The 13327-nt window shown below is 64.8% G+C and carries 12 protein-coding genes; 5 read left to right on the top strand and 7 right to left on the bottom strand.

Annotated elements, in window-relative coordinates; translation table 11 throughout:
* Positions 1 to 97 precede the first annotated feature (97 nt).
* Entirely contained in the window at positions 98 to 1378 is a 1281-nt protein-coding gene (locus tag OB916_RS02925) for an MFS transporter (RefSeq protein ID WP_315907777.1), read from the top strand.
* Here OB916_RS02925 and OB916_RS02920 read toward each other — a convergent pair.
* Both OB916_RS02920 and cysE read right to left on the bottom strand, forming a co-directional pair.
* A complete protein-coding gene (locus OB916_RS02920) occupies positions 1375 to 1974 on the bottom strand; it encodes a DNA-3-methyladenine glycosylase family protein (RefSeq protein ID WP_315907776.1) in 600 nt (199 codons plus the stop codon). The genes OB916_RS02925 and OB916_RS02920 overlap by 4 nt on opposite strands.
* A gap of 40 nt (positions 1975 to 2014) precedes the next feature.
* Positions 2015 to 2626 carry a serine O-acetyltransferase gene (gene cysE / locus OB916_RS02915; protein WP_315907775.1) on the bottom strand — a complete coding sequence of 204 codons (612 nt, stop codon included), beginning with the start codon at positions 2624 to 2626 and terminating at the stop codon, positions 2015 to 2017.
* 40 nt (positions 2627 to 2666) lie between these two features.
* Between cysE and OB916_RS02910 the strand changes: the two genes are divergently transcribed.
* Positions 2667 to 2798, top strand: a complete 132-nt coding sequence (locus OB916_RS02910) for a hypothetical protein (RefSeq protein WP_315907774.1) — start codon at positions 2667 to 2669, stop codon at positions 2796 to 2798.
* Positions 2799 to 2924: 126 nt separating this feature from the next.
* Complete coding sequence (locus OB916_RS02905) at positions 2925 to 4724, top strand: formate/nitrite transporter family protein (RefSeq protein WP_315907773.1); 1800 nt, start codon at positions 2925 to 2927, stop codon at positions 4722 to 4724.
* A gap of 22 nt (positions 4725 to 4746) precedes the next feature.
* Here the strand turns inward: OB916_RS02905 and OB916_RS02900 are convergent, their stop codons facing one another.
* From OB916_RS02900 to OB916_RS02880, 5 genes are all read right to left on the bottom strand, one after another.
* Positions 4747 to 4953 (bottom strand): hypothetical protein, encoded by a 207-nt coding sequence (locus OB916_RS02900; RefSeq protein WP_315907772.1) that lies wholly within the window; start codon positions 4951 to 4953, stop codon positions 4747 to 4749.
* Positions 4950 to 6503: a TrkH family potassium uptake protein gene (locus OB916_RS02895; RefSeq protein WP_315907771.1), complete on the bottom strand. Its 1554-nt coding sequence runs from the start codon at positions 6501 to 6503 to the stop codon at positions 4950 to 4952. Before OB916_RS02895 ends, OB916_RS02900 begins: the two co-directional genes overlap by 4 nt.
* Positions 6500 to 7186 carry a potassium channel family protein gene (locus OB916_RS02890; RefSeq protein ID WP_315907770.1) on the bottom strand — a complete coding sequence of 229 codons (687 nt, stop codon included), beginning with the start codon at positions 7184 to 7186 and terminating at the stop codon, positions 6500 to 6502. Before OB916_RS02890 ends, OB916_RS02895 begins: the two co-directional genes overlap by 4 nt.
* A 68-nt stretch (positions 7187 to 7254) precedes the next feature.
* The gene (locus OB916_RS02885; RefSeq protein WP_315907769.1) at positions 7255 to 9654 is read right to left on the bottom strand and encodes an amino acid permease; all 2400 of its coding nucleotides are present in this window, start codon (positions 9652 to 9654) and stop codon (positions 7255 to 7257) included.
* The gene (locus tag OB916_RS02880) at positions 9651 to 10097 is read right to left on the bottom strand and encodes a universal stress protein (protein WP_315907768.1); all 447 of its coding nucleotides are present in this window, start codon (positions 10095 to 10097) and stop codon (positions 9651 to 9653) included. The genes OB916_RS02885 and OB916_RS02880 overlap by 4 nt, the downstream gene beginning before the upstream one ends.
* Positions 10098 to 10347: 250 nt before the next feature.
* On the opposite strand from OB916_RS02880, the gene trkA reads away from it, so the two are divergent.
* Together trkA and OB916_RS02870 are read left to right on the top strand one after the other, a co-directional pair.
* Positions 10348 to 11679, top strand: a complete 1332-nt coding sequence (gene trkA / locus OB916_RS02875) for a Trk system potassium transporter TrkA (protein WP_315907767.1) — start codon at positions 10348 to 10350, stop codon at positions 11677 to 11679.
* Positions 11680 to 11760: 81 nt separating this feature from the next.
* The gene (locus OB916_RS02870) at positions 11761 to 13299 is read left to right on the top strand and encodes a TrkH family potassium uptake protein (protein ID WP_315907766.1); all 1539 of its coding nucleotides are present in this window, start codon (positions 11761 to 11763) and stop codon (positions 13297 to 13299) included.
* The last annotated feature ends 28 nt before the right edge of the window (positions 13300 to 13327 follow it).

Raw genomic sequence — 13327 nt, 5'->3', positions numbered from 1 at the left:
ACACTCCACAGATCGAAGCGAAATTCATACACTTTCCGCAGACCGAAACGTACCGAGACGCCTTCAATCGTAGACTGATCAATACCAACCTACATCCATGGTCGACGCCTCTCGCACCGTCCTGAAGTACTACCTCTACCGCGCGACCAGCGGTCCGGGATTCACGTATCCGATCTACACGCTCTTTCTCCTGTTGAACGGGTTGAGCTACACCGAGATCGGTATCATCGCGACGATACAGGCGCTCATCGTCGTCGGTGGGGAGATCCCGACGGGCTACGTCGGCGACCGGATCGGGCGCCGCAACAGTCTCGTCATCGCGGCCGTCATGTTCCTGATCTCCAACGCCGGCTATCTGACCGCGACTGACTTCTGGGGGTTCCTGTTCGTCTTTGGTACGCTCTCGTTCGGCCACACGTTCGTCTCCGGAAGCGGGAGCGCCTGGCTGTACGACACGCTCCAGGAACACGACATCGAGGGCGAGTACACCAGGATCAGCGGCCGCGCGGGGGCAGTCTCGAAGGCCGTGCAGGCGGTCACGATGATCGCCGGGGGGCTGCTGTACGTCGCCGATCCGTACTATCCCTTCTACGCCGCCGTCGCCCTCAGCGTGCTCAACGTCGGTCTCGTCCTCCGCCTGCCGAAAAACGCCGCCTACGCCGCCGACGACGAGCGACAGGCCGAGGGCGAGAGCCTCTCGATGCTCGACGCCCTGCCGACGATCCGGGACCGGATCACCGCCCGGGAACTCCGCTGGTTCGTGGTCTACCTGTCGCTGTTCTCCGGCGCGTTGATGACCGCCGACATGTACATCCAGCCGGTGGTCCGCGACGCGCTCGAACAGTCCTTCGGTGCGGTGCTCGCGACCTATGGCGTCGAGGAGGCCGCGACGCTCGGGTTCTTCTACGCCTCGTTCATGGGCGTGTCGGCGATCGGCAGCGACTACGCCGCCGAGGTGGAGTCCTGGCTCGGCGTCCGGAAGGCGATGTTGCTGTTGCCGGTCGGGATCGCTGCCTTCTATCTGGTGCCCGTGGTCGCCCCGGTCGCCGTCTTCCCGATGTTCTTCGTGATGAAAGGCTCCAACAGCCTGATCTTCCCCATATCGAGCCGCTACATCAACGATCACATCGGATCTGTCGGCCGCGCGACGGTCATCTCCGCGATCGCGATGGTCCGGGCGGTCGCTGGCGTCCCGTTCCGGGTCGGCAGCGGCGCGTTCGCCGACCTCTTCACGCCGATCGCCGCCGTCGCTGCACTCGGGGTCTCGTTCCTCGTCGGGGCCGTGCTACTGTACGTGTTCGCGACGCCGATCCGCGAGGTAGACGTACCCGACCGGTCGGGGGAGTCGACCGAAGCGACTCCTGGTCCCGTCGACTAATCGTCGATATCGTCGCCTTCAACTGTTCGCCACAGACACAGACTCGCGTAGCTCCGGTAGGGTTCCCATCGCTCGGCGCGGTCGCGCATCGCCGCTCGATCCTCGACAGCGAGGTCCTCGAACAGCTGAACCATCCCTTTCCGGATCCCGAGATCACCGACCGGGAAGACGTCGGGCCGACCCAGCGAGAAGAGCAGTTGCATGTCGGCAGTCCACGTTCCGACGCCGGTGATCGAGATTAACTCCGCCCGGACGGCGTCGTCGTCTATCCCCTGGAAGTACTCTCGGGAGTATCCCTCCTCGCGGAACGCCCTGGCGACGTTGTTGACGTATCGGGTTTTCTGGCGAGACAGTCCGGCGTCCCGGAGGATCTCGTCGTCGGCGTTCAGGATCCCCTCGGGCGTGACCTCGACGGCGTCGAATAGCCGCTCTCTGGTCGCCGCTGCTGACGCCATCGAGACCTGCTGGCGCAGGATCGAGACGACGAACCGCGCGAAGAAGTCCTCGGCCGGCTCGACGCGGAGCGGTCCGACTGCGTCGACGACGGGACCGAGCTTCGCGTCGGCTCGAAGGGACTCGTTGGGATCGGGGGTCATTGGTGCTCGTACGCGTCGTCGGCAGACATCGTGTGGCGCGCTATTCGAGTCCGCTGTCGTCGTCACAGCAGTCCGCTCCGAGCAGCGCGTCGCCGTCCGAACCGCCGTTCGCGAGGACGTCTTTGGTCAGCGGGACTTCCTCGTCGCCCACAGGGTGGGCGGGGTTGCCGGCGACAGTCGTCTTCGGCGGCACGTCCTCGACGACGACCGAGCCGGCGCCGACGCTGGCGCTCTCGCCGATCGTGATGTCGCCGAGCAGCGTCGCGTCCGCACCGATCGTGACGCCGTCTTCCAGGGTCGGATGACGTTTCTCTCGGCGCATCGACTTCCCGCCGAGGGTCACGCCGTGATACATTAGCACGTCGTCGCCGATCACGGTGGTCTCGCCGATGACCGTTCCCATGCCGTGATCGATGAAGAACCGATCGCCGATCTCTGCGGCGGGATGGATCTCGATGCCGGTGAGAAAGCGGCCGACGTGCGACAGGAGACGAGCGATCAGCGGGAACCCGCGCTCGTGGAGCGCGTGGGCGATGCGATACAGCCAGATAGCGTGCAGCCCGGGATACGTGAGCAAGACCTCCAGCGAGTCTGTCGCCGCCGGGTCTTTGGCACGCGCGGTTCGGACGTCCTCTTTGATTCGATCGAACATTGATGGGATGGTGTCTGTGGTGGATTTCGAATACGCTCGTATGGTCTCTGCTGCTGGCAGCGAGATGAACGAGAAGTTACCGGCACCGACAGCCCGGTCCGAGCGGGCGCGGCTGGCTGTCGATTCGCGGGCGGACTGCGGCGGCGCGCAGTTCCTGCATACCCGAACGTAGGGAAAGCACCACCAAAAATGGCGTGATCCCGGTAGCCCGCGTACCGACGTCTCGAGACGATCCGGCCACGCGGCTTTCCTCCAGAGAGGGAAACATCCTTGCCGGTCCCGTGACATTCCTCAGTCGATGACTGACGACGACGAAGAGGACGTCCGGGAGGCCGTCGAGCGCTCGCGGAGCGGCGCGCCGGCCGCCGGTCGCGTGATCCGGGATCGGTTCTCGAGCGACGAGGTGTTCCAGCGGATCATCGCGGCCGCGGACGAGGAGATCACCTCGGGCAGCCGGGAGCTGTTCTTCAGCGGGCTGGCCGCCGGCTTTGCGATCACGATCACGTTCCTGCTGTACGTCTCGTTGACCGCCTCGACGGGCGGCGATCCGATCCTGAGTGCGCTGTTGTACCCGCTGGGGTTCATCTACATCATCATCGGCGGGTACCAGCTGTACACCGAGAACACGCTGCCGCCGGTCGCGCTCACGCTCGAACGACTGGCGAGCGTCCCGGCGCTGTTGCGCAACTGGATCGTCGTGCTGACGGGGAACTTCACCGGCGGCGCGCTCGGTGCGGCGGCGCTGGCCTACGGCGGCGTCCTCTCGGACGCCGAGGCGACGGTGGCATACGACATCGCGCACAAGGGGATCGAGGCCGCCCCGGCCGTGCTGTTCACGAAGGCCGCCTTCGCCGGCCTGATCGTCGCCGGCGTCGTCTGGGTCGAGTATGCCTCTCGCGATACGATCTCCCGGCTCGCCGTCGTCTATCTCGCCTTCCTGTCGATCCCGCTCGGCGGGCTCTTTCACGTCGTCGTCTCGTTCACCGAGATGCTGTATCTGGTGTTCGTCGGCGATCTGGCCGTCGTCGTCGGTATGACGGACTTCGTCATCCCGGTGCTGCTCGGAAACACGATCGGGGGCGTGGTGCTCGTCACCGCGGTCAACTACTTCCAGACGACCGAACACCGGCTCGAATCCGCCCGTTTCGAAGGGGCGAACCGGCGGCTCTCGCTGAAGGAGTGGGCCTTCGGCGGACTGGTCGGGCGGTCGTACGTCCCCGTGATCGACACGGCAGCGAAACACGCCCGCAAGGACGAGGGGACCTACCGGATCCTCGTCCCGATCACGAACCCGCGAACGGAACAGCCGCTGGTCGAGTTCGCCAGCGCCATCGCCAGCGCGCACGAACAGGCGGTGGTCCACGCCGTCTACGTCGTCCAGACGCCGACCCGGAGCCGGTACGACGACACTGCCCGGCGGCAACTCGTCGAGGAGTCGGACCAGTTGCTCTCGGAGGTCTGCAGCGTCGCCGACGCGTACGACGTCGACGTCGAGACCTCAACGGTCGTCTCCCATCGCTCGTTCGAGGAACTGTTCACGATCGCCGACCGCGACGACGCCGATCTCGTCGTGATGGGGTGGGGCGAGGACCGCCTCTGGGACGCCGCTCGCGCCGAACGGCCGATCGGCGAACTCACGAACCGACTCCCGTGTGACTTCCTGATCGTCGACGATCAGGGAATCGACACGTCGAAGCTCCTGCTCCCGACGATCGGCGGCCCCAACTCGGAGCTGAGCGCGGAAGTCGCGTCCGCGCTGCAGTCGGTCGGAGACACGGAGGTGACGCTTCTGTACGTCGCGGACGGTCCCGAAGACGTCGAAGACGGCGAACAGTTCCTCGAAAACTGGGCGATCGATCACGGGCTGGAGGACGCCGACATCGTCGTCGACGACTCCGGCGACATCGAGGCGACGATCGAACGCGAGGCCGAGGATCACACGATGCTGTTCCTCGGGGCGAGCGAGCGCGGCGTCCTCGCGCGCCTGGTCCGGAACACGCTCCACCTCGACATCCTCGACGAGGTCGACGCCTCGGTCGTCATCGCGGAGCGATCGAACGGGCGGAGTCTCTGGCGACGTCTGTTCGGACGGCGATAAGAGCAGCGTTACGGGCGACCGACTAGGTTCGTTGCAGGCTCAGATACGCCACGTAGGCGACGAAGACGAGCAGGTACGTCACTGCGATTCCCTCGGTCAACAGATTCCGCCCTGCGAGGACGATGAGGGCGACGACGACCGGTCCCGATAGCAACAGGCCGTCTAACACCCGGTCGTCGGCTCCTGATTCAAGTACCTGCCCGATCAACGGGATCCGTTCGACGTTCATCGGTAGACACCTCCGCGCTTGAAGATCGCCCGAAGCAGCACCAGCACGGGGATGATCTCCAGGCGGCCGATCCACATGTTGAACAGGAACATGACCTTCCCGAGATCGGGCATCGACGGCCCGGTGATCCCCGCGGACAGGCCCACGTTGCCCTGGGCGCTGGCGACCTCGAAGATGACGTTTTCGAGGGTGTACTCGCCCATCGGCAGGACGAGCAACAATACGAACATCGCGACCGTGAGGAACGCGACCCAGAGGACGGCGATGATCCCCGCCTCCTCGAACTCCCGTCTGGCCTCGCGCTCGTCCAGTCGACGGCCGTCGATCTCCAGTCGCCGGACCGCCGATGCGGGATAAAACACGTCGGAGATGCGGTGCTGGATGCCCTTGATCAGTGTCGCCAGCCGGATGAGCTTGATCCCGCCGACGGTCGACCCCGCGGCTGCGCCGACTACCATCCCGCCGGTGACGGTTAACTGTGCGGCGGCCGTCCAGTTGCCCAGCGCGACGTTCGTCGAGCTGACGGCCGTCTGAAAGCCAGTGCAGGACATCGCGGAGACGAACTGGAAGAGTCCGTAGCGCAACGCCGTGAACGCCGAGCCGTAGGTGCCGCCGAAGTACACCAGCGCCCAGAGGAACGCCGAGCCGAGGGTGAACCCGCCCAGCACCCACCGCGTCTGGAGGTCGGTGTAGAAGTTCTTCAGGTCGCCCCGGAGGATGAGAAAGTGGATCGGGAACGCGATCGAGCCGAGCGTCATGATCGGGAGCAGCGCGAAGTCGATCGCGACGCTGTCGTAGGTCGCGATGGAGTTGTCGGTGATCGAGAACCCGCCGGTCGCCAGCCCGGTCATGCCGTGGTTGATCGCGCCCCAGATCGGCATCCCGGCCAGCCACAGCAGCGTGATCGAGACGAACGTGAAGAGAACGAAGATCCACCAGATCGTTCGGACCGTCGAGACGATGGAGGGATGGATCTTCTCCGAGCGCGCCTCGCTCTCGTAGAGCGTCAGCGACCCGCTGCCGGGCCGGGCGAGGATCGCCGTCGTCAGGACGATCACGCCGACGCCGCCGACCCACTCGATGAACGACCGCCACCACTGCAGCGTTCGGGGCAGGACCTCCTCGTTGTCCGTCATCGTCAGCCCCGTCCCGGTGAAGCCGCTCATGCTCTCGAAGAACGCGTTCAACGGTTTCGTGAACGCCGCAAGCGTCGTGGTCCGGGCCGAGGACGGGACCGAGAGCAGTGCCGGATCGAGTTCGGCAGTCCAGGCGACGAGCAGGAAGGGGAGCGAGCCGAACAGCGCGACCGCGAACCAGCCCGAGGCCGCGACCATCATGCCGTGGAGCTTGCCGGGATCCTCGGCGTCCGCGAACAGCGTCGTCAGCGCGTACCCGACGCCGAACGGGATCGCCGCCGAGACCGCGAGCGCGGGCACGACGTAGAACTCGCCCCAGACGAGTGCGACGATCGCCGTGACCACGATGAGTCCGGCGAGCGCTTCGAGCATCCGGCCGATGTCACGTCCGAGCGTCGCTTTCGTCCCGTTCATTCCGTGGTATCCTCGTAATGCCCGAAGATGTCGGTGATCTCCGGATCCGCGCCGACCGCCGAATAGACAGTCAGCAGGTCACCGGATTCGATGCGGGTATCCCCACGCGGGGTGATCGGCTTGTCCGATTCTTCACGTTCGATGGCAACAACGAGCGTGTCACCGGTGAGGTATCCCTCCTGTGCAGCCTCCTGCAGTGTCCTGCCGGCAATCGGTGCGCTCCCAGTGACGGTGATCTCGAACACCTCGGCCTCCTCGCTGATCCGCATGTAGTCGACGATCGCAGGACGGGCGACGGACCGATAGAGGTGCTCGGCGATGAGTTCCTGGGGGTTCTCCATCGTGTTCACGCCGATCTGCCGAAAGAGACTCATGTGCTCGGGGTTGTGAACGACCGACAGGATGCTCGGAACGTCGAACTCCTTCGCGAGGAGGCAGACCATGACGTTCGTCGCGTCCTGGTCGGTCGTGGAGATGACCGCGTCGGCCCGGTCGGCTCCCGCGTCCTCGAGCGTTTCGCGAACCGTCGCGTCCGCGTTCAGAACGAGACAGTCGTGTTCGCTGGCGACCCGGTCGGCCTTCGCGTCGTCGCGTTCGATGACGACGACCTCGTTGCCCGATCGAGTCGCGATCTCGATCAGGGGCGTCCCGATGTCGCCTGCGCCGACGATGATGAGATACATTATCGGTTGGTCGTGGAGAGCGGATAGAAAAACTATCGACTTGTGGATGGCTCGATCCGAGTTCCCGACTACACCGAGAGTCGGCGAGCGATGGCCTCGCGGATCGACATCGTCGACTCCTCGGGACCGCGGGCCATGACGACCGTCCGGTCGACCTCTTCGCCGACGGCTTCGGGAACTGATCCGAACACCGCCTGCGTGACCGGGCCGGACCGCGTCGCACCGACACAGATCGTGTCGTAGTCGATGGCAGCTTCGAGTATCGCCTCCTCGATATCTTCCGCGATCACGACCTGGCGGTCGTACTGCATGTACTCGATGCCCGCCCGCTCGGCCAGGTCGTCGATCAACGCCTCACCGCGCTCCCGGGGCGACTGGTCTTCGTCTCCGTCCTCTGACGGTTGCTGAACGTTCAACAGCGTGAGCGTGGCGTCCTCGCCGGCAGTGGTGACGAACTCGGCTGCGCGGCGAGCGGCAACCGGAGCGTGGGGGCCTTCGCCTGCGAGCACCATGATGTCGCCCTCGCCGGGCGTCTCCTCCGGCCCAAGCTTCACCAGCGTCGCGTCACACGACGCCCTGCCGACGACCGGATCGATCGTCGAACCCAGCACGTGCTCTCTCGTGCTTCGACTCCCCTTCCAGCCGAGGAAGACGTGGTCGGCGTCCTCCTCTTCGATGACGTCGAGGATCACCGATCCGGTGTCGCGGCCGACGATCGCCCGCGTTCGCAGGCCGATATCCAGCTCAGCCGCGATGTCACGAGCAGCGGACAGCAGTTCCTGCTGGCGCTCGACCCGCTCTTCCTCGAAGGCGACGTCCTGGGAGAGCGACGTCTGCTGGGGGACCTCGATGACGTTTACCGCAATAAGCTCGGCGTTGTCGTCCTCGTGGGCGTGGGCGCTCGCGGCTGCCATCCGAAGGAGATCACGCTCGGTTTCGGGGTTCGCGACCGGGACGACGACCCGATAGCGACCTTCGCTGTCCGCGGCTGCGGCTGGCTCCGGAGCGATCGCGTCGCCGACCAGGCTCTGACTCGGTGCGCGGTCGCGAGCGTACGTGTAATACCACGCGATCCCGGCGACGATGATTCCGATACCGATGATGCCGACGACCGAGAGCGTGAACGGCAGCGCGATCTCGACGCCGACGACACCCTCACCGAGAAGCACCATCGGCTCGAAGGTGACGACCATCTGGAAGAGAACCGCGAGGCAGGCAAGCGCGCCGAGGATCGGAACGAACGGGTACAGTACGCTCGGGATCTGGAAGGTGGGATCGTAGTCGGCCGGCTCGGCTCGCCGGAGCACTACGACGGCGACGTGGACCAGGGCGTACGTGACGAGGTACATGAAACTCGCCACCTCCGCGAGCGTCCCGATCCCGGCCCCGACAGCGATGAGGACCAGCGTGATGACCCCCGTCGCGGTGATCGATCGGTACGGCGTTCGGAACCGGTCGTGGACCTCGTTGAGCCACTCGACGAGGATCTTGTCACGCCCCATCGCGAAGTTGACGCGTGCGGCCGAGAGAATCGACGCGTTCGCCGAGGAGATCGTCGCCAGCACTGCGCCGACAATCATGGCGATTGACCCGGCCGCACCGAGCGCACCCGGCGACACCGAGACAAAGGGGATCGCCGACGCGAACCCGCGGAGGAATTCTGCGGCGACGTCGGCGACCGGAATGTTCGAGGCGTCGAGCGCGCCGATCGACAGCGTCCCGGTCGAGACCCACATGACGCCGACGTACATCAGCGTCGGCGTCACGACGGCGGCGATCATCGCCAGTGGGAGGTTACGGCTCGGGTTCTTGATCTCCTCGGCGCTGGTGGCGATCACCTCGAAGCCGATGAACGAGACGTACACCGTCCCGATGGTCGCGGCGACCGCGGGCCAGCCGGACGGATTAAACTCGCCGATCGTCGGTCCGCTGAGCGCGCCCAGCGCCAGGAACGCGAGAATGAGCGCGACGAGCGAGAGGACGATCACGTTCTGCAACGAACCGGTCTCCTTGACACCGTAGTAGTTGACCCCCGTCAGCATGGCAGCCATCACGAGCGCGGCGACGGTGATGCCGAGTTCGCTCTCCGCAAGGAACGGAACGTAGGATCCGAGTCCCGACAGGAAGTACTGGCCGAACCCGATCATGTAGAAGGCGCTGGCGAAGGTCAGCCCGGCCCACATTCCCCAGCCGACGATGCTCCCGAAGAACGGGCCCAGCGCCCGGTTGACGTAGTAGTAGCTCCCGCCGGCTTTGGGCATGCCCGTCGCCAGTTCCGACAGCGACAGCGCCGCCAGAAGCGACACCATCCCGCCGAAGAAAAACGACACCATGCTCGCCGGCCCGGCCTGGTTGGCGGCGATGCTCGGGAGCACGAAGATGCCGGCCCCGATCATCGTCCCCAGGCCGATCGTATACGCTTCGAGAAAGCCCAGGTCCCGTGCGAGTTCCTGATCGCCCGCGCTCATCCGTCTTCGACCTCCGGTTCGTCGGGAAGAACGACGACGGGGAGATCGCTCTCGGAGATCAGCGACAGCGCGACGTCCCCGGCGAGCAGCCTGATCCAGCGGCTCCCGCCCCGCGGCGTGAAGACGATCGAGGAGGCGTCCATCTCGTGGGCAGCTTCGACGATCGTCTCCGCGACGTCCGTGCCGTACAAGATCTCTGTCTCCAGGTCCACGTCGTATTCCTCAAGCTGTGCGCGAACGATATCGAACATCTCCTCGGTGTCGCGTTCGCGTTGCTCGACGGAGGCTTTGTCCGGCGCGCCGCCGGCCTTCTCGATGACGTGGACGGCGACGACCGTCCCGGCAACGCTGTCGACGTGGGAGGCGAGCGCTCGCGTCGTCGCGCGTGCGTCGTCTTTGCTGGCAACTGGCACGATCACTCGACTGAACAGTGAGTCAGACACGATAGATCACCTGTGTGCCGAATCCGACTGTCGCAGCTTGCGGACGGTACTCATATCTGTACTCTACCTGAGGGCGTTCTTAATTCGTTCGACTATGGTCCGAGTTTGCTCCCCCAATATCACGGGGAAGGGAAAAATCCACGACCGTTCGGTGGGCCAGTTCTAGATCGCGGTGTGTCGTTCGAGAGGGAAATCGACTTGTAAGACCCGCTGCTACAGCGAACCCGATGCCTGAATACGGGGGCCCACAATGCGCGTCGTGATCGTCGGTGCGGGCGAGGTCGGTTCGACAGTCGCCGCGAGCCTCGCTGGCGACCACGAAGTCATCGTGATCGATCTGGACAGCGAGCGAGTGGACACGCTGACGTATTCGCTCGATGTCCTGGCTGTCGAAGGCGACGGAGCGTCCGTGAAGACGCTTCGTGAGGCCGGTATCGACGACGCCGACCTCCTCATCGCCTGCACGGACGACGACGAGACGAACATCGTTTCCTGTGGGACCGCCAAGACGATCTCGGACGCGTTCACGATCGCCCGCATCCGCAACACGAAGTTTCTGGACACCTGGAGTCAGTCGGAAGGTGCGCTCGGGATCGACCTCATGGTCGGGACGAACCTGCTCGCCGCCCAGAGCATCGTCCGCGTGATCGGGCTCCCCGGTGCCGAGGACGTCGATCGGTTCGCTGACGGCCTCATCCAGATGGCGGAGTTCCGGATCACCGACGAGACGCCGGTCACCGGGATGTCGGTCGCGGAGGCCGACACGTTCGATTCGCTGACGTTCGCGGCGATTATCCGAGACGAGGAAGTCGTCATTCCGAGCGGTGACACCTGCCTGCGGGACGGCGACGACGTGGTCGTGATCGGTTCTCCGGAGAGTATCAGCGACTTCGCGCGGGGGATCGAGCCGGACACCGACGGCGTCTCTGACGTGTTGATCGTCGGCGGGAACGAGATCGGGCTCGAGGTGGCCAGGCTCCTCGGTGAGAAGGGGACCCCGAACCGCCTCGTCGAGCCCGATCCGGAGCGAGCCAGGTATCTGGCCGAGACTCTCCCGAAGACGACTGTCCTGGAGAACGATCCGACCGACCAGGAGTTCCTCTTGCGCGAACACATCGGCGACGTCGACGTCGCCATCGCGACGCTCGACAGCGACGAACGGAACCTCCTCTCGGCGCTCCTCTCAAAGCGACTCGGTGCCGCTCGTTCTATCGCAGTCGTCGAAAACGGCGATTACAGCGACCTCTTCGAGGCCGTCGGCGTAGACATCGCTGTCAATCCCCGCGAAGCCATCGCCGAGGAGATCACGCGGTTCACCCGCGAGCAACACGCCGAGAACGTCGCCATCATCGAACACGACCGTGCGGAAGTGATCGAAGTCGAAGTCGATAGCGGCAGCGTGCTACTGGATCGGCCGATCAGTCAGTCTATCAGAGATCTCCCCGACGGCGTCGTGATCGGCGCGATCGCCCGTGATGGCACGTACGTGATCCCGCGTGGGGACACCGTCATCGAAGAGAACGACCACATCGTGGTCTTCGCCGCACAGGAGATCGTCGAAGAGACGATGGAAGCCATCTGAGAGCGGAAGCGATCGAACCCGACACGCATCATCGGACACCTTTCCGATACTTTGATACCGCCAAGAGGATTTGCTACCCCTATGTCGTGGCGAGTTGACTGGCAGGCGAGTGTCGGCCTTCTCGGCACCGGCCTCAAGTACCTCGCGGTCACGATGTTCGTGCCGCTGTTCGTCGCGGTCGTCTACATGGAAGACATCTGGGTGTTTGCGCTCTCTATCGTTCTCGTCACGGCGCTCGGGTTCGCGCTCGAACGGGTCGATACCGATCCCGACATCGGACCCCGGGAGGCGCTGGTGTTCGTGTCGCTCGCCTGGCTCACGGCCGCTGTCGTCGGCACGATTCCGTATCTGCTGGCCGGGTTCGGGACGAGTTCGACGCTCGCCGATCCCGTCAACGCGCTCTTCGAGTCGATGAGCGGGTTCACGACGACCGGGGCGACCGTGATGGGCGAGATCAGCTTTGAACAGCACTCTCACGCCCTGCTCATCTGGCGCCAGCTCACTCAGTGGCTCGGCGGGATGGGGATCATCGTCCTGATGATCGCGATCCTCCCCGAGGTGGCCGTCAACGGCGCACAGCTGATGGCCTCGGAAGCGCCGGGTCCCGAACTCCAGAAACTGACGCCGAAGATCGCCGAGACCGCGCGCGTCCTCTGGCTGATTTACTTCGGGTTCACGCTCGTGTACATCGCAGTGATGTACGGCCTGCATCTGTCAGGGTTCGCGCCGAATATGGACCTGTACAACGCCGTCGCGCACGGGTTCACGACGCTGCCGACGGGCGGGTTCTCCCCGCAGGCGGAAAGTATCGCGTACTTCTCTGCGGCTGTCCAGTGGGCCGCGATCCCCTTCCTGGTCGTCGCGGGGGTCAACTTCGCGCTGTTCTGGCACGTCCTGAAAGGCGAATTCGACGTTATGCTCGAGAACGCGGAGTTTCGGGCCTACACCGGTGCGATCGCGGTGACGGCCGCGCTGCTCTCGCTGTTGCTCGTCCGGGGGGCGGCCCCACCGCTCGACATCGGTGGCGTCACGGGAGGTGCCACCGAAAACACGTTCCGGCAGGCCGCCTTCCAGATCGCCTCACTCTTGAACTCCACCGGATACGCGACCTCGGATTTCGCTCAGTGGGACACGCACGCACAGGTCTTCCTGCTGTTCGTGATGTTCATCGGCGGTTCGGCGGGTTCGACCGGCGGCGGCGTGAAGGTCGTCCGGTGGCTGGTCGTGTTCAAAGCGATCCGACGCGAGCTGTATACCACCGCCAATCCGGACGTCGTCAAGCCGGTTCGGCTCAGCGGGAGTGTCGTCGACGAGGACGCGGTACGCGGGATCGCGGCGTTCACCCTACTTTACATCCTGCTGTTCGGGTTCTCGGCGGTGTTCATCTCTCTCGATACGGCCCGGATCGGGATCGAACTCACGACGCTGGAGGCGGTCAGCGCGTCCCTCGCGACGATCGGGAACATCGGCCCGGGTTTCGGTCGCCTGGGACCGTTCGGGAACTACCTGTTTTTCTCGGACGCCTCGAAACTGCTGATGACCTTCCTGATGTGGGTCGGGCGACTCGAGATCGTTCCGGTGCTCGCGGTGTTCATTTCGGTGTTCGACCGCAGCCAGTAGCGATCCACGCCATCGCCGCAACCCGGGG

It is taken from the genome of Halapricum hydrolyticum, from assembly GCF_025517535.1.
GTDB lineage: Archaea > Halobacteriota > Halobacteria > Halobacteriales > Haloarculaceae > Halapricum > Halapricum hydrolyticum.
The sequence above is the reverse complement of the archived record's forward strand: the minus strand, read 5'-3'. Positions and strand labels throughout refer to the sequence as shown.

Excerpts from the sequence above, each read along its gene's own strand:
- OB916_RS02925 (WP_315907777.1), top strand. The coding sequence starts at position 98 with ATGGTCGACGCCTCTCGCACCGTCCTGAAGTACTACCTCTACCGCGCG.
- OB916_RS02920 (WP_315907776.1), bottom strand. The coding sequence starts at position 1,974 with ATGACCCCCGATCCCAACGAGTCCCTTCGAGCCGACGCGAAGCTCGGT.
- cysE (WP_315907775.1), bottom strand. The coding sequence starts at position 2,626 with ATGTTCGATCGAATCAAAGAGGACGTCCGAACCGCGCGTGCCAAAGAC.
- OB916_RS02910 (WP_315907774.1), top strand. The coding sequence starts at position 2,667 with ATGGTCTCTGCTGCTGGCAGCGAGATGAACGAGAAGTTACCGGCACCG.
- OB916_RS02905 (WP_315907773.1), top strand. The coding sequence starts at position 2,925 with ATGACTGACGACGACGAAGAGGACGTCCGGGAGGCCGTCGAGCGCTCG.
- OB916_RS02900 (WP_315907772.1), bottom strand. The coding sequence starts at position 4,953 with ATGAACGTCGAACGGATCCCGTTGATCGGGCAGGTACTTGAATCAGGA.
- OB916_RS02895 (WP_315907771.1), bottom strand. The coding sequence starts at position 6,503 with ATGAACGGGACGAAAGCGACGCTCGGACGTGACATCGGCCGGATGCTC.
- OB916_RS02890 (WP_315907770.1), bottom strand. The coding sequence starts at position 7,186 with ATGTATCTCATCATCGTCGGCGCAGGCGACATCGGGACGCCCCTGATC.
- OB916_RS02885 (WP_315907769.1), bottom strand. The coding sequence starts at position 9,654 with ATGAGCGCGGGCGATCAGGAACTCGCACGGGACCTGGGCTTTCTCGAA.
- trkA (WP_315907767.1), top strand. The coding sequence starts at position 10,348 with ATGCGCGTCGTGATCGTCGGTGCGGGCGAGGTCGGTTCGACAGTCGCC.
- OB916_RS02870 (WP_315907766.1), top strand. The coding sequence starts at position 11,761 with ATGTCGTGGCGAGTTGACTGGCAGGCGAGTGTCGGCCTTCTCGGCACC.